Below are 21,895 nucleotides of genomic sequence, written 5' to 3'. Positions count from 1 at the left end.
CCCATGGCCGCGACGCTCGAAGAACACATCGACCGCCGCGCCCATGGCACCTGGCTCGGCTGGCTGGTGAGCCAGCAGACCTTCTGGGTTTCGGTGGCCGCCGTGACGGCATTCGTGGTGCTCTCGTTCGCGAGCGATGTGTTCGCAACGCAGCAGAACCTGTTCAACGTCACGCGCAACTTTGCCTTCGTCGCGATCATCGCGATCGGCATGACGGCAGTGATCATCACCGGCGGCATCGACCTCTCGGTGGGCGCCGTGCTGGTGCTCTCGGGGATGGTGATCGGCATGACGATGCACGCGGGGATGCCGATCTGGCTGGCGGTGCCGCTGGCGCTCGGCGCGTCGCTGGTGGTGGGCGCCTTCAACGGCCTCATGATCGCGTACGTCGGCGTGCCGCCCTTCGTGGTCACGCTGGGCATGCTGTCGATCGCGCGCAGCCTCGCGATGGTGCTGTCGAACAACCGCATGGTGTATGAGTTCGGGCCCGACCAGCCCAGGCTCCTCGCGCTCGGCGGCGGCTTCGTGAACCTGACGCTGCCCCTCATGGACCCGATACGCATTCCGAGTCCGGTGATCTTTCTCGTCGTGCTGCTGGTGATCGCCAGCATCGTGTTCCGCTGGACGCGATGGGGACGTCATCTCTACGCCATCGGCGGCAACGAACGCGCGGCGACGATGACCGGCGTGCCGGTGAAGGGCGTGAAGGTCAGCGTCTACATGTTCTGCAGCTTCTGCGCGGGCATCGCGGGCATCCTCGAAGTCGGCTGGCTGGGCACGGTCACCACCAGCCTCGGGCAAGGCATGGAGCTGTCGGTGATCGCCGCGTCGGTGATCGGCGGGACCAACCTGGCGGGCGGCGTCGGCACCGCATTCGGCGCGGTCGTGGGCGCGGCGCTGATCGAGGTGATCAGAAACAGCCTGATCCTGCTCGGAATCAGCACTTTCTGGCAGGGAACTTTCGTCGGCAGCTTCATCATCGTCGCGGTGCTGTTCGACCGCCTTCGCGCGCGCGGCGCGAACGACTGAGCGCGCGTCTGCGCCGCATGCGTCGCCGATGTATAAACGTCGGCTCCCACGCGTCAACAACACAGAAAGAGACAGACAACAGCATGGACTCGATCGAGCAACGCACCATCTCCAAGATCAGCTGGCGGCTGCTGCCGCTCCTGATGGTCAGCTACTTCATCGCCTACCTCGACCGCGTGAACCTCGGCTTCGCCGGCGCGTCGATGTCGAAGGACCTGGGCTTCAGCGCCACCGTGTTCGGCAATGCCGCGGGCATCTTCTTCATCGCCTACTTCCTGTTCGAAGTGCCGAGCAACCTCGCGCTGGAGCGCTTCGGTGCGCGGCGGTGGATCGCACGCATCATGCTCAGCTGGGGCGTGCTCTCGATGGCACAGGCCTGGGTCGGCGGCGCGACGAGCTTCAATGTCGTGCGCTTCCTGCTCGGCATCGCGGAGGCCGGATTCTTTCCGGGCGTGATCTTCTACCTGACCTTGTGGTTTCCCGCCGCCTACCGCGCGCGCATCGTGGGCTGGTTCATGTTCGCGGTGCCGATCTCGACCGTGATCGGTTCGCCGATCTCCGGCTACATCCTCAACATGGACGGGTTCGGGGGAATGCGTGGCTGGCAGTGGCTCTTCATCCTCGAAGCCATTCCCGCCATCGTGCTGACCTTCGTCGTGCTCTTCTACCTGCCGGATCGTCCGAAGGATGCCAAGTGGCTCACGGCCGAAGAGGCCGGCTGGCTCCAGAGCAGGATCGATGCCGAGCGCGTGCATCGCGAGTCGATCCACAGCATCTCGTGGAAGCAGGCGCTGCTCAACTGGAAGGTGATCTCGCTGGGCATCGTCTACATGGGCATCACGGTGCCGCTGTACGGGCTCAGCTTCTTCCTGCCGCAGATCATCAAGGGCTTCGGCGGGCTAGGCAATGTGGAGATCGGCTTCATCAACGCGTTTCCGTACCTCGTCGGGTCGATCGCGATGGTGCTGTGGTCGCGCTGGTCCGATGCGCGGCGCGAACGCAAGCTGTTCCTGCTGATTCCGCTGGCCTGCATCTTCTTCGGACTGGTGGCCGCGGCGCAGATCAGCTCGCCGGTGCCCAAGATGGCGGCAGTCACCGTGGCCGCGGTCGGCATCTTCTCCGCGCTGCCGGTGTTCTGGACCGTGCCGACCGCCCTGCTGAGCGGCGTCGCGGCGGCAGCGGGCATCGCCTGGATCAATTCGATCGGCAACCTCGGCGGCTATATCGGGCCGACGATCTTCGGGGTGCTCAAGGACCGGATGGGCAACGACTTCTACGCGGTGCTGTTCCTCGCTGCGCTGTCTGTCGTGGCGATCGGCCTCGTGCTCGTCGTGGGGCACGACAAGCGCGCGGAGCTCGGTGCCGAGGGGGCACGGGCCTAGGCACCGCAGCCGGACGCTACCAGGCCGCGGGCAGCTTCCTCAGGATCACCATCCGTCCGTCGCGCTGGCCGATGTACCCGCCGGCCGAGAGCTCCTTCATCACGCGGTTGACCATCTCGCGGGATGCGCCGACGCGGTCCGCGATGTCCTGCTGGGTGAGCTTGTTGCGCATCACCCGCTCCTCGCCGACGGGGTCGGAGAGCTCCGTGAGCACGCGCACCATGCGGCCGTAGACATCCTGCAGCGCCATGCTGCGCACCTGGTCGGTGAGGCGCCGCACCATGCCGATCAGCTTGTGCGTGAGGTGCACCGCGAAATCCGGCTGCTCCAGCAGGAACTGCCTCAGTTCGGTGCCCTGCACCACGCGGCAGGTGCACGGCCCGAGTGCCTTGATCGAGGCCGATCGCTTCTCACCGTCGATGGCCAGCTCGCCGAAATATTCACCGGGGCCGTACTCGGTCAGCACCACTTCGCGGCCATCCTCCGAGCTGGCATAGACCTTCACGCGGCCACTCAGAACGATATAGAGCGAATCGGTGGTATCCCCCTCATTGATGAGGATCGCGTGCGCGGGAAAAGTGCGGGTCACGCCGCGCGGCGCGATGGCGTCGAGCAGGGCTTGCGGCAGGCGTTCGCTGGCAGAACTCATCGGAGGCTCCGGGCTGCCCGCGGTGGGGTGTGGCAGCCCCGTGAGGACGAATTATCAAACCCGGTAGGCAATGTGATCAATGTCACTTTCGGCGTGGGCACTGCTTCATGGCCGGGCGGCGACGCACATCCTAGATTCGCTGTATGTCGAATCGGGTCGTTCGAATCCTTCTGTTGCTGGTGTTCGCCGTACTTGCCGGCTGCGCGAGCCTGCCGGCGACCGTCGAGAGGCCCGTCTCGCAGGCGCGCACCGATGTGGCCGACACGCGGCTGGCCGCGGTTGCGGCAGCGTCGGTCGATGCGCAGGACACCCACCTCTCCGGCCTGCGCCTGTTGCCTGCCGGCGACCAGGCCTTCGAAGCCCGCATCGCGCTCGTTCGCACAGCGGAAAAGTCAGTCGACGCGCAGTACTACCAGATCGCCGACGACGCCTCGGGACGGCAGTTCCTGCGTGAACTGAGCAACGCAGCCGATCGCGGCGTGCGGGTGCGCGTGCTGGTCGACGACCTCCACGCCGCCGGGCAGGACGCACTGCTCGCCGGCTTCGCGTCCCATCCGGGCATCGAAGTGCGCATGTTCAATCCGCTCGCGGTGCGCGACGGCAGCGTGGGCCGCCGGGTGTTCTTCTCGATGAACGAGTTCTCGCGCATCAACCGCCGGATGCACAACAAGCTCTTCGTCGCGGACGGCGCGTTCGCGATCAGCGGCGGCCGCAACATCGCCGACGAGTACTTCGGCCGCAGCGAGCCCGCGAACTTCATCGACATGGACGTGCTTTCCGCCGGCCCGGTCGTGGCCGAGATGGCGAGTGTCTTCGACGCCTACTGGAACAGCCCGCACGCCTACCCGATCGAGCAGCTTGCGACCCACATCGGCACCGAGGCGGCGAGGTGGCACTTCGACAAGGTGACCGCCGCGGCAGTATCCGAGGTGGCAGTGACGACGCTCGATTCGCTCGGCCAGCCCGCCATCGGTCCGCAGATCGCGGCCGGGCGCGTCCAGCTGCGGATGGCCGCCGTCCGCGTGGTCGCGGATTCGCCGCGCAAGGCCGATGCCGACAACGAATCGCTCGCCGACGGCGTGGTGATGAACGGCAATCTCGACCTGATGCAGTCGGCCCAATCCGAAGTGCTGATCGCGTCGCCCTACTTCGTGCCCGGGCGCCGCACGATGGACGTGCTGCAGCAGGCGGCCGAGGACAAGGTACACGTCTCGATCATGACCAATTCACTCGCCACCACCGACGAGCCGCTCGCGCACTTCGGCTATGCCCGCTACCGGCAGGCGCTGCTGGAGCGACGCGTGGCGCTCTACGAGCTGATGCCCGGCGATGACGAGCGCGAAGCGCATGCCGACGGCCCACATGGTTCGCTCGGGCGCCTGCACGCCAAGCTCGCGGTGGTGGATCGCCGCTGGCTTTCGATCGGATCGATGAACATGGATCGCCGCTCGGCGCATTCCAACACCGAGATGAGCCTGATCGTCGACAGCCCGATGCTCGCGACGCAAGTGGCAGGGTTGCTATACAACGACCGCCTGCCGCGCAGCTACCAGGTGCGCACGACGCCAGGACGGCAGGGCATCGAATGGGTCTCGCAGCGCGGCACCGAAGAAGTCGTGCTGCGCAGCGAGCCGAACGCCACCACCGCCCGCAAGCTGCGCCTGCAGATGCTCGCCGCGATGGTGGACGAAGACCTGCTGTGATCAGGCCAGCCGCTTCGCGAGCGCGTCGATCATCGCGTGCAACGACTTGAGGTCGGTCGCGTCGGCCAGGATCTGCTCGGAGATCCGGTTGATCTCGTCCGGGGGCAGCTTGCCTGCCGCCAGCGCCGTCACCGCGCGCGGCGCCATCAGGCGATGCAGGTCGTGCAGCCGCTCCCGGCGGCCCGACTTGCCTTCGCGCGGGAAGGTCCGGTCGTAAGGCGGCTTGAGCGTCGGCGACTCGTCGCGCGGGCTGGCGCACTGCAGGACGCCCTCGAACGTCGGTGCCTGCATGATGCGATCGCCCATGCACCAACGCGATTCGGGAATCCCGAACCAGCGCAACAACGTCGCCGCGAACGAAGTGCCGTCGTAGGCCACGTCCTTGGGCGAGCGGAACACCGTCTTCTCCTTGATCCAGGGCGAGACGATGATGGTCGGAACGCGAACGCCCATGATGTCGTAGCGGAAGCCGTCGTTGACGTCGTTGGGCCACGGGTTCGCCGCATAAGGCGGTTTCGCGTGGTCGAAGATGCCGCCGTGCTCGTCGAAGGTGATGACGAACAGCGTCTCGTTCCAGGCCGGCCCCGCGCGCAAGGCGTCGTAGATCTCGTTGAGCGCCACTTCGCCCGGCACCAGGTCGGCGCCGGGGTGGTAGGACGAGGTGCCCGTGGTCGCGATCCATGCCGGCTCCAGCATGCTGAAGGCGGGCAGCTTGCCGGCGCGCGCGTCCTGCTTGAACTGCTCGATGCCTTCGATGAAGCTGCTCTGGTTCTGCGCGATGGCCGCATCGACCGACGGGATCTGCCCCTGCAGGTACAAGTGGTAGGTGTGGACGAAGTTCATCCATTCCACCGAGTTGTAGATCTTCCAGTCGGTGAAGCCGTTGCTCCACAGCACCTTCCACATCGACTGCCGGTGCGGCGACAGCGGCCAGTAGGTGTACTGCGTGCCGTTCTGGAAGTTGTTGAGCTGACCGAGCGCGGAGCCGGTGAAGGCCATCGCGCGGTTCGGATCGGTCGCGCCCGGCATCGCGCTGAACCAGGCATCGGATACGCCAAAGCCCTTCGCCAGGCCGTTGAGCACCGGCAACTGTTCGGGCGAGTAGGTCCACATCACCTCGTGCACGCCGTTGTTCCACACGAAGCCGCCCATGTCGGGCGTGGCGCGCTGCGCGTAGCCATCGCGGTTCGAGTAGAAGAGCTGGCGCAGCACATCGGACTTGTCGTGGTACGGGTCTTCCGGCAGGAAGTCGAGGTCCCAGTCGTCGCTCAGCTGACCGTCCTTGTACTTCTCGACGAACACCGGCGTGGGCTTGCCGTTCTTGTCGGGCATGCCGGGGTCGAGGTTGAACATGCTTTCCAGGACGCCGTCGAAAGGCCGGTCGTCGCCGACGAAGTTGATGCCGGTCTCGCCCTTGCCGTAGAGCCAGCCGCAGACATGGTCGAAGGAGCGGTTCTCCAGCATCAGGTAGACCACGTGCTTGATCTTCGAGCGCATGAAATCGATCGTGCCGGGCATTTCGGCCAGCGCCGGATCGATGACCCGCAGCGACTGGATGCCGGTCAGTTCGACGCCGCTGCGCAAGCCTTCCGGCAAGGTGCCTTGCCGCAGCGGACCGGTCAGCGGATTGGCGCTGCGCGGGTCGAATCGCCACAGGCGATAGGCGCCGTCGGCAGGCGTCCAGTCGAGCACCAGGTCACCGATCGTCGCCAGGCTGTGGGAGGCGTCGATGTCGCTCCATTGGCCGCGCTGGATGGCCGGCTGCCCGAGCGGCATCACGCTCTGCGGATCGAAGCTCCAGACCCAGTACTCGCCCGTCTCCGGCACGCGGTCGAGCACGTAGTTGCCCAACGGGATCAGTTCGTGGCCGAACTGGATGCTGTCGAATGAACCCTGCGGCGTGTAGGGCGCGGGCAAGGGATCGGCGCCGCCCGGCTTGAGCGGGCTCGGATCGAAGTTCCAGAGCTGGAAGGTGCCGCGTCCCTCCGTCGGGATCATGTTGAGCATGAAGCCGCCCAGCGGCAGCAGGAGCAGTTCGTCGCCCGAGTCGTAGCCCTCGTGTGCGCCCTCGGGATTGCCGAAGTCGGGGCGGTACTGCCAGAACTTGGTCTTGGTCCAGAGCCCGTGCTGCAAGGCAGTCGAATTCAGCGGATCGTCGCTTTGCGGATCGAACTCGAAGAGCCGGTACGGAAAGCACGGCTGGTAGGGCTGCAGCATCAGTGGCCCCCATTCGAGCAGGTAGCGCCCGATGGGCACCAGCGAGTGGGTCGGATCGAATGCCGCGCCGGACGAAAGCGGCATTGGCGTCAAGATCTCGTCCGCGTCGGGATCGAAACGCCAGAGCCCATAGCCCGGGCTGCCCGTGGAAGCACCTCGGGCGGGCGTGCGGCTGATCACGAAGTCCTGGCTCGCGGGTGTGTTGTGGCCCATTGCGCAACTCCTGATTGAAGACGGATACCGCCTTCACGGACAATCCCGCAGCCATAGCGGCCCGGTCGCCCCACTCCCCAGCGGCGAATACTACTGGTGCCGACCACTGCATGTACAGGAGGAGCCTCGTGTTCTGGTACTTCGGCTACGGATCGAACATGGACCTGACGTCCCTGCGCGCCAAGGGCGTCGAGCCGCGCCTGTCGCGCCGCGCGGCGCTGCACGGCTGGCGGCTGCGATTCAACGTGCAGCATTTCTTCCGCCACGAAGGCGGCGTCGGCAACATCGAGCCGACGGGCGATCCGTCCGACGTGGTGCGCGGCGTGCTCCATCTCTGCGAAGACGCGCACATGGCGCCCCTGGATGCCACCGAAGCCCATGGCCATGGCTATGACCGCGTCGAAGTCACCGTGGAGACCGACGAGGGCGAACAGCGGGCGATCGCCTACGTCGGCCTGCCCGCCTTCCTGAACGACGCCTGCCTGCCGACGCAGCGCTACCTCAACATCCTGCTGCAGGGCGCGACGCTCGCCGGGCTCGACTCCGCCTATGTCGATGCGCTGCGCCGCCAGCCGGTGCAGGCCAACCCCGAATTGCCGCCTTTCGTACCGCCCGCGGGCGACTTCCCCGAATTCAACGCGGACGAACTGGCCCGGCGGCCGCTGTACACCGCACTCGCGGGCTGCGTCTTCGACATGAGCGGCGCGCGGGATTACCACCGCTATCTCCAGCGCTTCTTCGGCGGGCGCGACATGACGCTCTTTCACCTCAAGCGGCTCGACCAGTCCGACGGCAGCGAAACCCTGGAAGACGTGCGCCACGGCCGCTTCACGCCAGCGCAGCGGCGCTACCTCGACGAATACCTGTACGCGTACCTGCATGAATACGCCTACGCGGGACGCTTCGTTTACGAGTGAATTGCCTTGCCGCGCCGCAGGCGCCGAAGTACGCTCGCGGCTACCCTGAGCAAAGGAACCATCCGATGGACGCGCTGGACGAACTGCCACCTGCCCTGCCGCACGGCGAGATCGAGGAGGTCTTTCCCGATGTCTTTTTCGTGACAGGCACGATGAAGACCATCCTGATGGACGCCCCCTGGCATTTCAGCCGCAACATGACGGTGGTGCGCGACGGCGGGGACCTCACGCTGGTGAATCCGATGCGTCTCGACGAAGCGGGCCTCAAGAAGCTCGAAGCGCTCGGGCGCATCGCGCACGTGGTGCAGATCGGATCGCTGCACGACCGCGACAACGCCTTCTACAAGCAGCGCTACGGCGCGACCTTCTGGGCGCCGCCGGGCACGCAGCACGCCTATGGCCTGGTGCCCGACAAGGTGCTGGCCCCCGACTCGGAGGTGCCTTTCAAGGGATGCACCGTCTTCGCCTTCGAGACGACCCGCATGCCCGAGTGCGTCCTGCGCATCGACCGCGCGGGCGGCATCCTCGTGGCCTGCGATGCCTTGCAGAACTGGGTGGAACCCAACGAGTACTTTTCTGAAGAGTCGCGCGAGATGATGCGCGGCATGGGCTTCTTCCAGCCGGCCAACTTCGGCCCCCTGTTCATGCAGGTCAACCAGCCCAAGGTCGGCGACTACGCGCGCCTCGGCGCGATTCCCTACCGTCACGCGCTGTGCGGACACGGCGCGCCGCTGCGCGACCGGGCAGCCGAAGCCTACGCGGAGCGGACACGCCAGGTGTTCGGCGCCTAGCGCTTCGGATCGGCCGACGGTGGTCACGATTCCCGGCTACCGGATCGGCGAGCGCATCCACCAGTCCCAGCGCCGCTCGATCTATCGCGCCGAGCGCATCGCGGACGGGCATCCGGTCGTCATCAAGACACTCGACGCCGAGTACCCCAGCAGGCAGGAGGTGGCCGAGCTGCGCCACGAATACAGCCTGCTGCAGCGGCTGCAGTCGATCGAATCGGTGGTGCGCGTGCATGCGCTCGAATCCTGGGGCAACGGCAACGTGGCGCTGGTGCTCGAACCCTTCGGCCATTCGCTCGCTGAAGAAGCCGCCGCGCAGGGGGAGCGCGGCCTGCCGCTCGAAAGCCTCTTCCGTATCGCGATCGCGCTGGCCGAGGCGCTCGCGCGCGTGCACGAGCTGGACGTGGTGCACAAGAACATCGAGCCGCACAGCATCCTCGTCGACGATGCCGCCGATGTGCGGCTGATCGATTTCAGCATCGCATCGGAGCTTTCGCTGGAGCGGCAGAACGACGCGCTCTCGCGCCGGCTCGAAGGTGCGCTGCGCTACATGTCCCCCGAGCAGACCGGGCGCATGAACCGGCTGCTCGACTACCGCTCGGACTTCTATTCGCTGGGCATCACGCTCTTCGAGCTGCTGACCGGCGAGCTGCCCTTCCACGCGCGCACGGTGCTCGAATGGGTGCACAGCCACATCGGCAAGGCACCGCCCTCGCCCAGCGACCTGAAGCCCGCGATCCCGCGACCGGTGTCGGCGATCGTGCTCAAGCTGATGGCGAAGAACGCGGAGGACCGCTACCAGAGCAGCTACGGGCTCATCGAAGACCTGGGCCGCTGCCAGCGCGAACTGGCGCAGACCGGGAGCATCTCGCCCTTCCCGCTCGGGCATCGCGACGTCTCGCGCAAGTTCAACATCCCGCAGCGCCTGTATGGACGCGAACCCGAGCAGGCCGCGTTGCTCGCGCTGTTCGAACGGGTCGCCGCCGGCGGGACGGAGTTCTGCATGGTCTCGGGCCACTCGGGCGTGGGCAAGTCGGCCCTGGTCAACGAGATCGCCAAGCCGCTGGTACAGCGCGAGGGCTATCTCATCCAGGGCAAGTTCGACCAGTTCCAGCGCAGCACGCCCTACTCCGCCGTGGCACTGGCTTTCCGGAGCCTCGCACGGCAACTGATGGCCGAACCGCTCGAACGCCGCAGGGCGCTGGGCGAAAGGCTCGTGGCGGCGGTGGCGCCCAACGGGCGGCTGCTCATCGAGCTGATTCCCGAGCTCGAAGAGGTCATGGGCCCCCAGCCGCCGGTGCCCGCGTTGCCGCCCAACGAGCAGCAGAACCGGCTGCAGATCGCCTTCCTGAACTTCGTGCGCGCGGTCGCGAGCGAACGACCGCTGGTGGTCTTCCTCGACGACCTGCAGTTCAGCGATGCATCGACGCTCAACCTCATGCGCTGGCTGGCGAGTGCGCGTGACCTTCGGCATCTGCTGCTGATCGGCGCGTATCGAAGCAACGAGGTCGACGTCGGCCACCCGCTTCGGCTGGCGCTCAACGAAATCCAGGAGAGCCGTGCGATCCACGAACTGGCTCTGCGGCCCCTCGCGCTTCCCGCCGTCGAGCAACTGGTAGCGGATACGCTGCACGCCGACGTGGCGGCGTGCCGCCCGCTGGCCGAGCTGCTGCACGAGCGCGCGCAGGGCAATCCCTTCTTCCTGACCGCGATGCTCCGTGCACTCGAACAGGCACGGGCCATCGCCTTCGCGCCCGAATCGGGCCGCTGGCGCTGGGACATGGACGCGGTGCGCAGCAGCGGCCTGGGCAGCGACGTGGTCGACTTCGTGCTCGCCAACCTGCGCAAGCTGCCGCCCGCGACCCAGCGCGTGCTGGAACTGGCGTCCTGCATCGGCGACACCTTCGACCTGCGCACGCTGTCGATCATCCACGAGCATTCGATGGCGCAGACCGCAGCGGACCTGCTGCCCGCGATGCAGCGGCACCTGGTGGTGCCGCTGAACGAGGACTACAAGCTGGTCGGCAGCGGCGACGAAGCCGCCGGCGCCGGGCTCAACCCGAGCTACCGCTTCCAGCACGACCGCGTGCAGCAGGCGGCCTACGCGCTGATCGCCGCCGACAGCAAGGAAAGCGTGCATCTCTCGATCGGGCGGCTGATCCAGCGCCACGCCACGCCCGAGGAGCGCGAGGAACGGCTGATCGAGATCGTCGGCCACCTGAACGAATGCCACGGGCTCATTGCCCAACCGGCCGAGCGCAAGGCACTCGCGCGCATGAACCTCGAAGCGGGCGTTCGCGCGCTGCGCTCCTCGGCCTACGAATCGGCACGCGCTTATCTCGGCCATGGCCTCGCGCTGCTGCCGGCAGATGCGTGGACGAGCGACATCGACCTCAAGATGGCGCTGGCCACCGAATACCAGCAGTGCGCCTACCTGACCGCGAACTACGGCGAAGCGGAATCGTGGATCGAGGAAATGCTCGACCACGCACGATCGAACCTGGAGAAGGCCGAGATCCTCTCGATGCGCACGCGCCAGTACGCCACGATCGGCAAGATGGCTGAGTCGATCCGCGCCGCGACCACCGGCCTCGCGCTGCTCGGCATGCGGATGACCGATGACCCCGACCGCGCCGCGATCGGCCGCGAGATGGCGGCGGTGCGGCGCAATCTCGGCGGGCGCCGGATCGCCGACCTCATCGACGCGCCGCCGATGTCCGATCCGGTCCAGCGGGTCGCGATCCGGCTGCTGATGGAGATCTTCCCGGCGGCCTTCCTGTCGGGCAGCGGCAACCTCTTCCCCTTCCTGGTGCTGCGCGCGGTGAACATCTCGCTGCGCCACGGCACCAGCCCGGAATCGGCCTTCGCGTATGCGGCCTACGGGATGCTGCTGTGCGGCGCGCTGGACGATGCACCGCTCGGCTACGAGTACGGCCAGCTCGCGGTGGCGATGAATGACCGCAGCGACGACATCGCGCTCAAGTCGCGCGTGATCTACGTGTACGCGATGTTCGTGCACCACTGGAGCAACCACTGGTCGACGATGACGCCATGGTTCCGGCGCGGCATCGAGGCCGGCTACCAGTCCGGCGACCTGCTGTACCTGGCCTACAGCGCGCAGGACTGCATCATCTGGGATCCGAAGCTCGACCTCGAAGCCGCCGCCCAGGAGCACGCGGACTTCCTGACGATCGTGCGCGACTGCGAATACCAGGACTCGCTTGATTCGGGGACGCTCTTCCTGCAGATGCAGCGCAACTTCCTCGGCCAGACCGACGGCCTGTGCTCCATGAACGACGCGAGCTTCAACGAGGCGCGCTGCCTCGAGGGCATGCAGCAGCGCCGCTTCATGACGGGCGTGGCCAACTATCACATCTACAAGGCCGAGATCTGCTGGTTCTACGGCGAGCACCAGCAGGCGCTGGCCCACGTGCGCGAGCAGGACAAGCTGATCGCCTCCGCGATGTCGCTGCCGCAGCTCGTGCGCTTTTACATCGTCGCGTTCCTCACGCTGGCCGCCTGCCTGCCGGGCATGACGGCCGACGAACAGGCGGCAACCCGTACGCGGATGCGCGCCGATCTCCGGCGCATGACGCGCTGGGCGAGCCACTGCGCGGCGAACTTCCTGCATCTGCAGTGGTTGATGCAGGCGGAACTCGCGCGCCTCGACGGTCGCGTCGAAGCCGCGCTGGAAGCCTATGAAACCGCGATGGCCGCCGCGCACGAATCCGGCTTTCGCCGCGACGAGGCGATGGCCAATGAACTCGCGGGCCGCCACCTGCTGGCCGCCGGCCGCCGCAAGGCCGCCGAGGGCTACCTGCGCGCGGCACGCAATCTCTACGAAGGCTGGGGCGCGCGGCGCAAGGTCGCGCACATGGAAGATGAGTTCCCGGTGCTGCGGCCGTCGTCGGCCACGCGGCCGCGCGGCGATGCGGCGAAGTCCGCCGCTGCCGGATTCGACTCCGCGTCACTCGATCTCGCCTCGGTGATGAAGGCCTCCCAGGCCATCGCCAGCGAGATCGCACTGGACCAGCTCTGGACCACGACGATGCGGATCATGCTGGAGAACGCCGGCGCCCAGCGCGGCTGCTTCGTGGTGCGCGAAGAGGGGCAGCTCCTGATCGAAGGGCTCTGCGAGGCCGGGCAGGAGGCCGGCGCACCGTCGCGCTCCATGCCTTTCGACGGCAACGAAGGCGCGCTCGCGCTGCCGATCTCGATCGTCTATCACGTGCTGCACACCGAAGACCCGATCGTTCTGCACGATGCGGCACGCGCGGGCCGCTTCTCGCGCGATGCCTATCTGCAGGCGCGCCAGCCGCAGTCGGTGCTGTGCATTCCGCTGCGCCAGCGTGGACGGTGCGAAGGCGCGATCTACATGGAGAACAGCCTCACGGCAGGCGTCTTCACCGAGGAGCGCATCGAGGTGATCCAGCTGCTGGCGGCGCAGGTGTCCATCTCCATCGAGAACGCGCGGCTCTACCAGCAGCAGCAGCGCCTCATCGACGCACAGCGGCGCTTCGTGCCCAGCCAGTTCCTCGAAAGCCTGGATCGCCGCGACATCGCGCGCGTGAACCTCGGCGAGAACGTCGCCAAGACCATGAGCGTGCTCTTTGCCGATCTGCGCGATTTCACGCCGCTGTCCGAGCGGCTCGACCCGCGCAGCACCATCGATCTGCTCAACCGGTACTTCGGCAGCATGGAGGTCCAGATCACGCAAGGGGGCGGCTTCATCGACTCCTTCGCCGGCGACGAGATCAAGGTGCTCTTCGATGCCGAGCCCGATGCCGCGGTGCGCACCGGCATCGCGATGTGGCGGGCGCTGGAGTCCTTCAACGAACGCTCGGTCGCGCGCGGCCAGCCGACCCTGGCGGCGGGCATCGGCGTCAACACCGGGCCGCTGCTGCTGGGCACGGTCGGCGGCGACGACCGAATCCAGTGCACGGTGATCGGCGACCCGGTCAACCTCGCTTCACGGATCGAACAGCTCACCAAGGTCTACCACGCGCGCTTCCTGATCGGCGAGGCGACCTACCACGCGCTGCGCACGCCCGATGCATTCGCACTGCGTCGCGTCGATCGCGTGGCGGTGAAGGGCAAGAACATCGCCGTGGACGTCTACGAGGTGATCGATGCCGAGGCGCCGGAGCGGCGCGATGCAAAGCTCTCGACCCGCGCGCGTCTCGACTCGGCGATGACGCTGTACTTCGAAGGCGAGTTCGAAGCCGCGCTACGCCTGTTCGAACAGGTCGGCGCAGCGGACCCGCTCGATGCGGTCCCGGACATCTTCATCGAGCGCTGCACCCGGCACCTCCGCGAGCCCGTCACGGCGTGGGAAGGATTCGAGCGCCTGCTCCACAAGTAGGCGGCCGCACCGCTGGCGCGTTCAGGCGCAGCCGAAGCAGGGCGAGAAATCGGCGCCGCCCTTGCTCTGGCAACGCGCCAATGCCTGCTCGTAGGTGTAGGTCGGCGAGATCGTCTGCGGGTTGAAGCACAGGTCCATCTGCGCAAGCGCGCAGATGGCCAGCCGGTCGTTCTCGCTCGCCGGCGCGGGCGCCCCGCTGCCGTCGCCCTGGTTGGGGCCGAACCAGCGTTCGCAGGCCGTGCGGATCGCCTCTTCCGGATCGACCTCGTCACCGCGCCTGGCCGCTTCGGCGCAAAGACCCAGGAAGCTCGCGGCCGCGAGGTCCTGCGCCTCGTACTTGCGGATGTCCGGAATCTGGGCCGCGTCGTCGGTGCAGCGGCCGGTCACGCCGGCAGCGATCATGTGGTTGGCAATCAGGTACGGCGTCTTCTTCGGGCTGCCGGGCAGCACGCGGATGAAGCCCGCCTGCAGCACATTGACCGTCGGCGAGCCGTTCTCGTCCTTCGGCAGATGTTCCTTGTAGCGCGTGCGAAACCAGCCGGGCGCCTGCGGGTCGTAGAGGGGCGAACCGCACACCAGCAGCGGCAGCGTCAGCGGGTTCTCCGCATTCGACGGCGGATTCAGCATCAGCTCCAGCATCGAGCGCACGTAGGTCAGGCCGCGCGCGTCGTTGTCGAAGAACATCGAGGTGAGACTGATCGGGAAGTAGTCGTTGGGGTATTCGCTTTCGCCCGAACCCGGCGCGGCGATCGGATTGACGTCGACGATCGCGTGGTAGCGCTCCGGCGAACCGATGCCCGCGCACTGGAGGATCTGCGCCCAACGCCGCAGCGTCATGTTGTTGAGGTAGTTCGCGGTCCGGTAGGCGACGATCGGCGGGTAGTGCATCAGCGTCACCGCCTGGTGGTTGGCGAAGGGCATGCCGACCGGCAGGCATGGCAGCCATTCCGATGGCCCGTCGCTGCGGTTCACCGGAAAGCCGGCCATCGGGTTCCATGCGGGCGTCTCGCGGCAGGCATCGCAGCCGTCGAGCGCGAGGCCCGCATGCCGTGCATCGAGCATCGCGACGTGCATCGCCGCAAAATGCTCGGCCTGCTGCGCGAAGGCCGGCAACGCGCGAAACCCGACCATGTAGCCGGTCCCGCCGGCGCCCTTGGTCACGGTGAGCGATCCGGGTTCGATCTGGATCCCGTCTTCGTCCAGGGAGCTCCTGGTGAAGTGCGCGATGACGTCCTCGTGGGTCTCGAGCTTGAGCTTCGCGCGCGTCGCGGGATCGAGCAGCGCGGGATCGGGGTAAAGCCGCTCCTGATAGGCGCGAGAACCGGGCAAGGGGTACAGGATCACGATGCGCTCTCCTCCGGGCCAATGCTGGCGAATGGCCGCGAGCGTAGCGGCAACGCGTGAGCCTGTACAGCGCGGCGTCGCGGTTACTTCGCAGCGCCGCTGCGCGGCAGCGCCCGGACCGCGTCGAGCATCTTCTCGACATGCTTGTCGGGGTTGAGGCTCTGGTACTGCGCCGCCACCGTGCCGTCGGGCGCAATCACGTAGGACACGCGCGTCGCATAGTCCGGCCGCGTCTGCATGATCGCGTCGAAGGACTTGCTGATCGTCTTGTCCGCATCGGATGCCACCGGGAACTTGCCCTGGCAGGCCTGGCTGGAGAACTTGGCCAGCGTGTCGATGTCATCGGTCGACACGCCGATCACCGTCGCGCCCAGCGCGGCGAACTGGTCGATCGCCTCCGCGAAGGCATGGGCCTCGATCGAACAGCCCTGCGTGAAAGCCGCCGGGAAAAAATACACTACGACCGGCCCGCGGGCCAGCGCGGTGGAAAGCGAATAGGTGAAGGGCTTGCCGCCCAGGGCGGCCGGCGCACTGAAGGCCGGCGCGCGCTGTCCCACGTCGAGTGCCGCGCCGGCCGGTGCGGCCGCACCCAGAACCAACGCCATGACCGCCAACGCCACTGCCTTGCCTGCGAGAGTCTTCATGTCCTCATTCCTGCCGGATCGATGAGCCGCATGGTATTCCAGGCGTCCTGGGCGGGCCGGGTCCTGCGCGCCGCCCTGCTGCTCGCCGCGGTCTTGCTGACGGCGTGCGGTGGGCTTCCCCCCGTGAAGCAGATGGCACCCACCACCGCGCCGCCCATCGACCCGCAGACATCGCTCGCGAAGATCGTCGCGGCCTCGACGCCGCCCGGCGAGCACTCGGGCTTTCGCCTGATGCCGCTGGGCGAGTATTCGCTGCAGACGCGCATCGATCTCGCGGAGCGCGCGCAACGCACGCTCGACGTGCAGTACTACGTGATCGCGAACGACGGCGCGGGCTGGCTGCTGCTGCGGGCGCTCAAGCAGGCGGCCGAACGGGGCGTGCGCGTCAGGCTGCTGGTCGACGACCTGTACACGGCGAACACCGAACACCTGCTGCTGGCGCTCCACAACATCCCGAACGCCGAGGTGCGGCTCTTCAATCCCTTCTGCTGCGCGCGCGGCAGCCTGCCGGGGCGCTTCGCAGCATCTGCCTTCGACTTCGAACGGCTCAACCACCGCATGCACAACAAGCTGTTCATCGCGGACGGCGTGATGGCGGTCGCGGGCGGGCGCAACATCGCCGACGAGTACTTCACGCTCAACACCGCGCAGAACTTCGTCGACATGGATTCGCTGGTGGTCGGCAAGGTGGTCGATCAGCTCTCCGGCATCTTCGACGAGTACTGGAACAGCGAGGAGGTCTATCCGGTCACCGCGGTGGTGCGGCCGGACCGGGACCGCGAGCAGCAGGTCGCCTGGTTCACGCGGGAAGTCGACATGGACTCGCGCGCGCGAAAGCTCTCGCTGCCGCCCAGCGACGTGCTCGGCTACGGCCCGATCGGCGAAGAACTCGACGCAGGCAGGCTCGGCCTGCTCTGGGGCCGCGCCAATGCGGTGGCCGACCCGCCCGCCAAGCTGCGCTTCATGTCGCCCGAAGGCGCCTACGCGGCCAGCGTCACCAGCCGCTTCTGGGCCCGGCTGCTCGAAGCCGAGCACGAGATCGTCCTGACCACGCCCTACCTCGTGCCGGGAGACCGAGGCATGGCCGCCATCGCGGAACTGCGCCAACGCGATGTCAACGTCACGCTGGTCACCAACTCGCTCGCGGCCAACGACGAGCCGCTGGTGCACAGCGGCTACGCGCGCTACCGCGAGCGACTGTTGAAGGAAGGCGTCGATCTCTACGAACTCAGCCCCGCGCGCACCCGCAGCGGGCGGCTCGGCATGTTCGGCAACTCGCTGGGCCGCCTGCATGCGAAAACCGCGGTGGTCGACCAGCGGCGGATGTTCATCGGCTCGGTCAATCTCGATCCGCGCTCGGCAACGCAGAACACCGAGCTCGGCATCATGGTCGACAGCCCGCAGCTCGCCCGCGAGATGCTGCGCATCATCAAGATCAGCCGGCTCGAAAGCGCCTACCGGCTGCGGCTGGCCGAGGACGGCAGCCTCGAATGGCTGGCGGTGGACGGCGAAAAGGAAGTCATCCTGCGCACCGAGCCCGAATCCACCTGGTTCCAGCGCCTCTACAAGGACGTCGTCGGCCCGCTGGTGCCCGAGGACCTGCTTTAGGATTGTTTCGCTTTCATGGACGCCCCATCCTCGCAGCGCGAAAACCCGCGAGGCCGGGCAAATCGAGAATCGCCAGACCGGCCTCCGAAAGGAGGCCTTTTCTCTTCACCGACCATGGCCCTGCTTCGCAGATGCCTGCTGGATGTCCGCATCCGGCAAGGCGATCCCGACATCTCGCTGCTCGAATGCAGCGTGCTGGCACGCGACCTCGAGGAGCGCCCCGGGTTCGCGCGCGACCAGACCGAGGCTCAGGCGCGCCTGAGGAAGCCGCTGGCCGGCGCCAGCCACTCGACGCCTTCGGCCGCCAGCACGGAGGGCTGATCCGCTTCGCGGAGGAAAAGCAGCTTCTCCTCCTCCAGCAGCAGGCAGGCCACCGCATCCGGCGCTTCCGCCGCGCGCAGCACCCGCAGGGTGCATCCGCCGATCGCCAGCCGATCGCCGAAAGACGGCGCCGGGCCGCGCAGCGCGAGCGTCCAACGCACCGGGCCGGGCGCGGATGCCGACAGCATCGCCGCATGCGCCTCGTCGCCGGCACCCGCATCGATCAGCGCCCATTCGCCGCCTTCGCCGCCGACGAAATAGCTGTTGACCAGCAGGTCGCCGGCGCGCGCCGTCACCCGCACGACGTGGGCCGACAGGCGCATCGAAAGTCCCGGGGTGAGCTCGTAGCGCCCGTGGCACTGCCCATCGGGATCGATCAGGGAAATCTCCTCATAGGCGGGCTCGCCGGGATTCACCGGCCTGCGGCCGCCCGGCCCCTCGGCCAGGCGCGGCATCACGAGACGGACCTCGTCCAACCCGCGCGCATGCGCCATGCAATCCAGCGCCGTGCCGAAGGTCGCGAGTTGCTCCAGGATGCGCCGCTGCACATTCATCAGGCGCAGCCCCCGCGCCGGATCCAGCGCCTCGACAGGCCGCAGCCAGAGGTGCTCGACCGTCTCCCGCCCGTCGGGACGGGCGCTCTGCGCGGGCGGCGCCAGCGCCACGAAGAAGCGCGTATCGAAGCGGCGCGGCATGCCGGGCGGTGTCAGCCAGTGGCTGAAGTACGCCAGCTGGTCGACGGCCAGGCGCCAGCCATGGCGCTCGCAGAGGCGAAGCATGGCGTCGCCGCCCTCTTCCACCGTCGCGCGCAGCCCGGCGACTTCCGCGGGCGGCAGGCCGTCGAGCGCGACGAGCCGGCCGTCGGCGCCGGTGGCGAAGAGCAGCCCCGCCTCCTCGAAACATTCGCGGACCGCCGCAGCGTAATAGTCGAGGCCGTTCGCCGGCATCGCGAGCCGCAGGCTGGCTGCAACGTCGTCCACGCCAGCGCAGAGCCCATGCAGCGCCCGATCGCTGGCGTCGACCGTACCGCCGGGGAACACGGCGGCGCCGCTGTTCTGGTCGGCCTCTTTCTCGGCGCGCCGCAGCATCAGCACCTCCAGCCCGGCCGGGCCGTCACGCAGAACGATCAGGGTGGCAGCCGTGCGCACGGGGCGGACGGGCGCCGCAGGGGAATTCGCGGGAATGGACATGGTTGCCAGCCGTTTTACCAGCAACACACCGGGCGCCGCGTCCCGGCCACGACGGTCCGCGGGCCCTTCGATTCATCGTTTTCCCTAACTCGAACTTCCTCAATTTGCAAGAGCCGTTTTGGGGAGGTTTAAAACAACAAGCTGTTTCAAACTCCCCGGCAGGAAAGTGGGGATGCCGTGGTCAAGAAGATTCGGCTCAACGATGAGCAATGGAATACGTTACACGCGCTCTACGCAGCGCACACCCAGAAGTTGCCGACCGACGCCATCAAGGTGTCTGAGCGCCTGCGGTCGAACGGGCTGGTGACCTCCGACCGCCAGGGAGGCACCTTCCTCACGGAGCAGGGTTTGCGGCGTCTCAACCAGGGACGCTGAGCCTCATTCCGCCAGCTGAAGCCCTTGGCGGTTGACGCTCTCGACGATCTCCCTCAGCGAATTGCGCCCGAGCCTCGACAGCACGAAGAGCTTGCGCGCCGGCACGCGCGTCAGGTCGCGGACCGTGTGGAGCTGATTCAGCCGCAGCACGTTGGTCGTGCGCAACGACAGATCGAGGATGGCGATGTCAGCATCCAGAACCGGGTGTGCGGCCGGGACGGCAATGACGGGGTCATGGCGATGGTCCATAGCGATGTCTCCTTGGCGATGCCCGAAACCTGCACACTCCGTGCCACCGCCATACGCGCCCGGCGCTCGCGGCTTCTCATTGGAGAATCCCGTCGTTCGACTGATTTCAGAACATGTCGATTGGCTGACATTCAGTCATTTGCACAATTTTCGATCAGGGTTAACCAGCGGATCTGACTTCCAGCGCGTTGTCGACCGACACCACGCCCTTGACCGACTTGGCGATGTCGCCGGCGCGTGCCTTGGCTTCCTCGCTCGGCGCCGGTCCGGATAGCCGCACCGCGCCGTTGCGGGTCTCGACGTCGATGCGGGAGACGCTCAGATCGGGATCGCGGGCCAGCGCCGCAGACACCGCCAGGGTCACGCCCGCATCATCGGTGGTCGCGATGGTGGCCGCCCCGAGATCCTTGATGGCCTCCCTCGCGGCGATCGCATCCTGCTTGACTTCGGGCGAGGTCACGAAGGCTTTCGTCTTGTCGCGTGCGGTTTCCGCCATCTCCGCGGCCTTGTTGGCTGCTGCGGCGGCGGCCTTGCCGGTCTGATCCACCGCAGCGTCCACCTGCCGCTTCGCGGATTCGTTGGCGGCCCGGTCGGTACATGCCACCGCACCCAGAATGCACGCCGTGATCGCCGCAATTCGCAGAAGCGGCGGCGTCCTGAACCAATCTTTACTCGACATTTCAACGGCTCCTTTTTGACGGCGAGCCCGCGAAGGCTCTCGCTTCAATTTAGGCCGATGAAAAGGCGCGCGTCGTGGCGCCACATCCCAAGCTTGTGTAGGCCGCTGACGTACTGAAATTTCATCAAATCTTCACATCTCGCATGATGAAAGCGAATGAAATCGCGTTGCCTACTGTTACATGCGGATTTTGCAAATAAGAAGGAAGTTAACTGCAGAGTCGTCACTGAGCACTACTGTTGTAACCGCGCCCCAAGAAAGAAAAAACATGCGGAAAGGATTTGAAAGAAAGCTTGCGGGGTAGGAAGGGTCCCACGTACAAACCATTCTTTTCTTAATCTCGAGGCCTTTTTTGTGAAAACTATGGAAAAAAGTTCTCTTCTGCTGCTTATTGCAGCAGGGACGATTGCAGGATGTGGGGGTGGAGGCAGTGGCAGCGACCTGGGTGCGCTTGCAGCAACCGGTGCAGGTACCGGAACGGTCGCCTCTTCCACCGTGAATGGAAGCGCGACGACGGTCGCAGATGGCAGCACGACGAGTGCGGCTGCGAGCGGTACGGATGCGGCCAAGGATCAGGCGCAACTCGACAAGTACCGCCGTTGGGGAGGGACCCCGGCTCCGGCCCCGGCACCCGCTCCGGCCCCGGCACCGGCCCCGGCACCCGCTCCGGCCCCGGCACCCGCTCCGGCCCCGGCACCCGCTCCGGCCCCGGCACCCGCTCCGGCCCCAGCACCTGCTCCGGCCCCAGCACCCGCTCCGGCCCCAGCGCCCGCTCCGGCCCCAGCGCCCGCTCCGGCCCCCGCGCCCGCTCCGGCCCCAGCACCCGCTCCGGCCCCAGCGCCCGCTCCGGCCCCAGCACCTGCTCCTGCTCCGGCCGTCTCCGGCGACATCGTGGACAGCGCCCTGAACATCATTCCGGCGCAATACACCGCCATGGCGGCCCAGTTGAGCAAGGATGCCGGCATCGCCTACCGCTACGGCCCGGATGCAGTTTCCTCGGGCACGGCCAACAGCGGCCCGGCGCTGTACAAGCGGACGGACACCCAACTCGCCTCCCCCGCGCCAAGCTACCCGTTCTGGTGGCAGATCGGCCAGACTTCCAGCGGCGCCGGCTCGTACTCTTCGAATGGGGGCTCGATCACCTTCGTGGCCGACGACACGACACAGCGCGTGGGCGTGGCTGACATCCAGGTCTCCAACCACATGTACGGCGTATTTGCCCAGC

The 21,895-nt window shown here is 67.0% G+C and carries 16 protein-coding genes; 9 read left to right on the top strand and 7 right to left on the bottom strand.

Annotation, left to right across the window (positions count from 1 at the left end; all coding sequences use genetic code 11):
- Positions 1-3 precede the first annotated feature (3 nt).
- Together BLW05_RS00090 and BLW05_RS00085 are read left to right on the top strand one after the other, a co-directional pair.
- Positions 4-1,029 (top strand): ABC transporter permease, encoded by a 1,026-nt coding sequence (locus BLW05_RS00090; protein ID WP_093158175.1) that lies wholly within the window; start codon positions 4-6, stop codon positions 1,027-1,029.
- A gap of 83 nt (positions 1,030-1,112) precedes the next feature.
- Positions 1,113-2,411 carry an MFS transporter gene (locus tag BLW05_RS00085; RefSeq protein WP_093158172.1) on the top strand — a complete coding sequence of 433 codons (1,299 nt, stop codon included), beginning with the start codon at positions 1,113-1,115 and terminating at the stop codon, positions 2,409-2,411.
- A gap of 16 nt (positions 2,412-2,427) precedes the next feature.
- On the opposite strand, the gene BLW05_RS00080 is transcribed toward BLW05_RS00085, so the two are convergent.
- Complete coding sequence (locus BLW05_RS00080; protein WP_093158170.1) at positions 2,428-3,060, bottom strand: Crp/Fnr family transcriptional regulator; 633 nt, start codon at positions 3,058-3,060, stop codon at positions 2,428-2,430.
- A gap of 143 nt (positions 3,061-3,203) precedes the next feature.
- Here BLW05_RS00080 and BLW05_RS00075 point away from each other — a divergent pair, with 143 nt between their 5' ends.
- The gene (locus BLW05_RS00075) at positions 3,204-4,763 is read left to right on the top strand and encodes a phospholipase D-like domain-containing protein (RefSeq protein WP_093158167.1); all 1,560 of its coding nucleotides are present in this window, start codon (positions 3,204-3,206) and stop codon (positions 4,761-4,763) included.
- Here the strand turns inward: BLW05_RS00075 and BLW05_RS00070 are convergent, their stop codons facing one another.
- Positions 4,764-7,193 (bottom strand): alkaline phosphatase family protein, encoded by a 2,430-nt coding sequence (locus BLW05_RS00070; RefSeq protein ID WP_093158165.1) that lies wholly within the window; start codon positions 7,191-7,193, stop codon positions 4,764-4,766. It lies immediately after the preceding gene.
- Positions 7,194-7,321: 128 nt separating this feature from the next.
- Here BLW05_RS00070 and BLW05_RS00065 point away from each other — a divergent pair, with 128 nt between their 5' ends.
- The 3 genes from BLW05_RS00065 (at position 7,322) to BLW05_RS00055 (ending at position 14,260) form a co-directional block, all read left to right on the top strand.
- Positions 7,322-8,110 (top strand): gamma-glutamylcyclotransferase family protein, encoded by a 789-nt coding sequence (locus tag BLW05_RS00065; protein WP_093158162.1) that lies wholly within the window; start codon positions 7,322-7,324, stop codon positions 8,108-8,110.
- Between the two features lie 65 nt (positions 8,111-8,175).
- Positions 8,176-8,901: a hypothetical protein gene (locus BLW05_RS00060; RefSeq protein ID WP_218135130.1), complete on the top strand. Its 726-nt coding sequence runs from the start codon at positions 8,176-8,178 to the stop codon at positions 8,899-8,901.
- A gap of 19 nt (positions 8,902-8,920) precedes the next feature.
- Positions 8,921-14,260, top strand: coding sequence for an AAA family ATPase (locus BLW05_RS00055; protein WP_093158160.1), 5,340 nt, complete (start codon positions 8,921-8,923; stop codon positions 14,258-14,260).
- A gap of 21 nt (positions 14,261-14,281) precedes the next feature.
- Here the strand turns inward: BLW05_RS00055 and BLW05_RS00050 are convergent, their stop codons facing one another.
- Both BLW05_RS00050 and BLW05_RS00045 read right to left on the bottom strand, forming a co-directional pair.
- Complete coding sequence (locus BLW05_RS00050; RefSeq protein ID WP_093158157.1) at positions 14,282-15,604, bottom strand: hypothetical protein; 1,323 nt, start codon at positions 15,602-15,604, stop codon at positions 14,282-14,284.
- 83 nt (positions 15,605-15,687) lie between these two features.
- Positions 15,688-16,248 carry a peroxiredoxin gene (locus BLW05_RS00045; RefSeq protein WP_177142518.1) on the bottom strand — a complete coding sequence of 187 codons (561 nt, stop codon included), beginning with the start codon at positions 16,246-16,248 and terminating at the stop codon, positions 15,688-15,690.
- Positions 16,249-16,269: 21 nt separating this feature from the next.
- On the opposite strand from BLW05_RS00045, the gene BLW05_RS00040 reads away from it, so the two are divergent.
- The gene (locus BLW05_RS00040; RefSeq protein ID WP_256329919.1) at positions 16,270-17,856 is read left to right on the top strand and encodes a phospholipase D family protein; all 1,587 of its coding nucleotides are present in this window, start codon (positions 16,270-16,272) and stop codon (positions 17,854-17,856) included.
- Positions 17,857-18,104: 248 nt separating this feature from the next.
- Here BLW05_RS00040 and BLW05_RS00030 read toward each other — a convergent pair whose 3' ends face one another.
- Positions 18,105-19,367, bottom strand: coding sequence for an NUDIX hydrolase (locus BLW05_RS00030; RefSeq protein ID WP_093158150.1), 1,263 nt, complete (start codon positions 19,365-19,367; stop codon positions 18,105-18,107).
- Between the two features lie 177 nt (positions 19,368-19,544).
- On the opposite strand from BLW05_RS00030, the gene BLW05_RS00025 reads away from it, so the two are divergent.
- Complete coding sequence (locus BLW05_RS00025; protein WP_093158147.1) at positions 19,545-19,742, top strand: helix-turn-helix domain-containing protein; 198 nt, start codon at positions 19,545-19,547, stop codon at positions 19,740-19,742.
- A 3-nt stretch (positions 19,743-19,745) separates the two neighbouring features.
- On the opposite strand, the gene BLW05_RS00020 is transcribed toward BLW05_RS00025, so the two are convergent.
- Positions 19,746-19,991: a DNA-directed RNA polymerase subunit alpha C-terminal domain-containing protein gene (locus BLW05_RS00020; protein WP_093158145.1), complete on the bottom strand. Its 246-nt coding sequence runs from the start codon at positions 19,989-19,991 to the stop codon at positions 19,746-19,748.
- Positions 19,992-20,151: 160 nt separating this feature from the next.
- A complete protein-coding gene (locus BLW05_RS00015) occupies positions 20,152-20,670 on the bottom strand; it encodes a BON domain-containing protein (RefSeq protein ID WP_093158141.1) in 519 nt (172 codons plus the stop codon).
- A gap of 891 nt (positions 20,671-21,561) precedes the next feature.
- On the opposite strand from BLW05_RS00015, the gene BLW05_RS35825 reads away from it, so the two are divergent.
- Positions 21,562-21,895, top strand: a 334-nt coding sequence (locus tag BLW05_RS35825; protein ID WP_177142517.1) for a hypothetical protein, incomplete at its 3' end; no start/stop codon positions are given.

This window comes from Variovorax sp. YR216 (assembly GCF_900107745.1).
Lineage (GTDB): Bacteria > Pseudomonadota > Gammaproteobacteria > Burkholderiales > Burkholderiaceae_C > Variovorax.
Note: the sequence above shows the minus strand (reverse complement) of the source record. Positions and strands in the feature narration are given on the sequence as shown.

Coding starts and splice junctions, on each gene's coding strand:
- BLW05_RS00090 (WP_093158175.1), top strand. CDS start 4: ATGGCCGCGACGCTCGAAGAACACATCGACCGCCGCGCCCATGGCACC.
- BLW05_RS00085 (WP_093158172.1), top strand. CDS start 1,113: ATGGACTCGATCGAGCAACGCACCATCTCCAAGATCAGCTGGCGGCTG.
- BLW05_RS00080 (WP_093158170.1), bottom strand. CDS start 3,060: ATGAGTTCTGCCAGCGAACGCCTGCCGCAAGCCCTGCTCGACGCCATC.
- BLW05_RS00075 (WP_093158167.1), top strand. CDS start 3,204: ATGTCGAATCGGGTCGTTCGAATCCTTCTGTTGCTGGTGTTCGCCGTA.
- BLW05_RS00070 (WP_093158165.1), bottom strand. CDS start 7,193: ATGGGCCACAACACACCCGCGAGCCAGGACTTCGTGATCAGCCGCACG.
- BLW05_RS00060 (WP_218135130.1), top strand. CDS start 8,176: ATGGACGCGCTGGACGAACTGCCACCTGCCCTGCCGCACGGCGAGATC.
- BLW05_RS00045 (WP_177142518.1), bottom strand. CDS start 16,248: ATGAAGACTCTCGCAGGCAAGGCAGTGGCGTTGGCGGTCATGGCGTTG.
- BLW05_RS00040 (WP_256329919.1), top strand. CDS start 16,270: ATGAGCCGCATGGTATTCCAGGCGTCCTGGGCGGGCCGGGTCCTGCGC.
- BLW05_RS00030 (WP_093158150.1), bottom strand. CDS start 19,367: ATGTCCATTCCCGCGAATTCCCCTGCGGCGCCCGTCCGCCCCGTGCGC.
- BLW05_RS00020 (WP_093158145.1), bottom strand. CDS start 19,991: ATGGACCATCGCCATGACCCCGTCATTGCCGTCCCGGCCGCACACCCG.
- BLW05_RS00015 (WP_093158141.1), bottom strand. CDS start 20,670: ATGTCGAGTAAAGATTGGTTCAGGACGCCGCCGCTTCTGCGAATTGCG.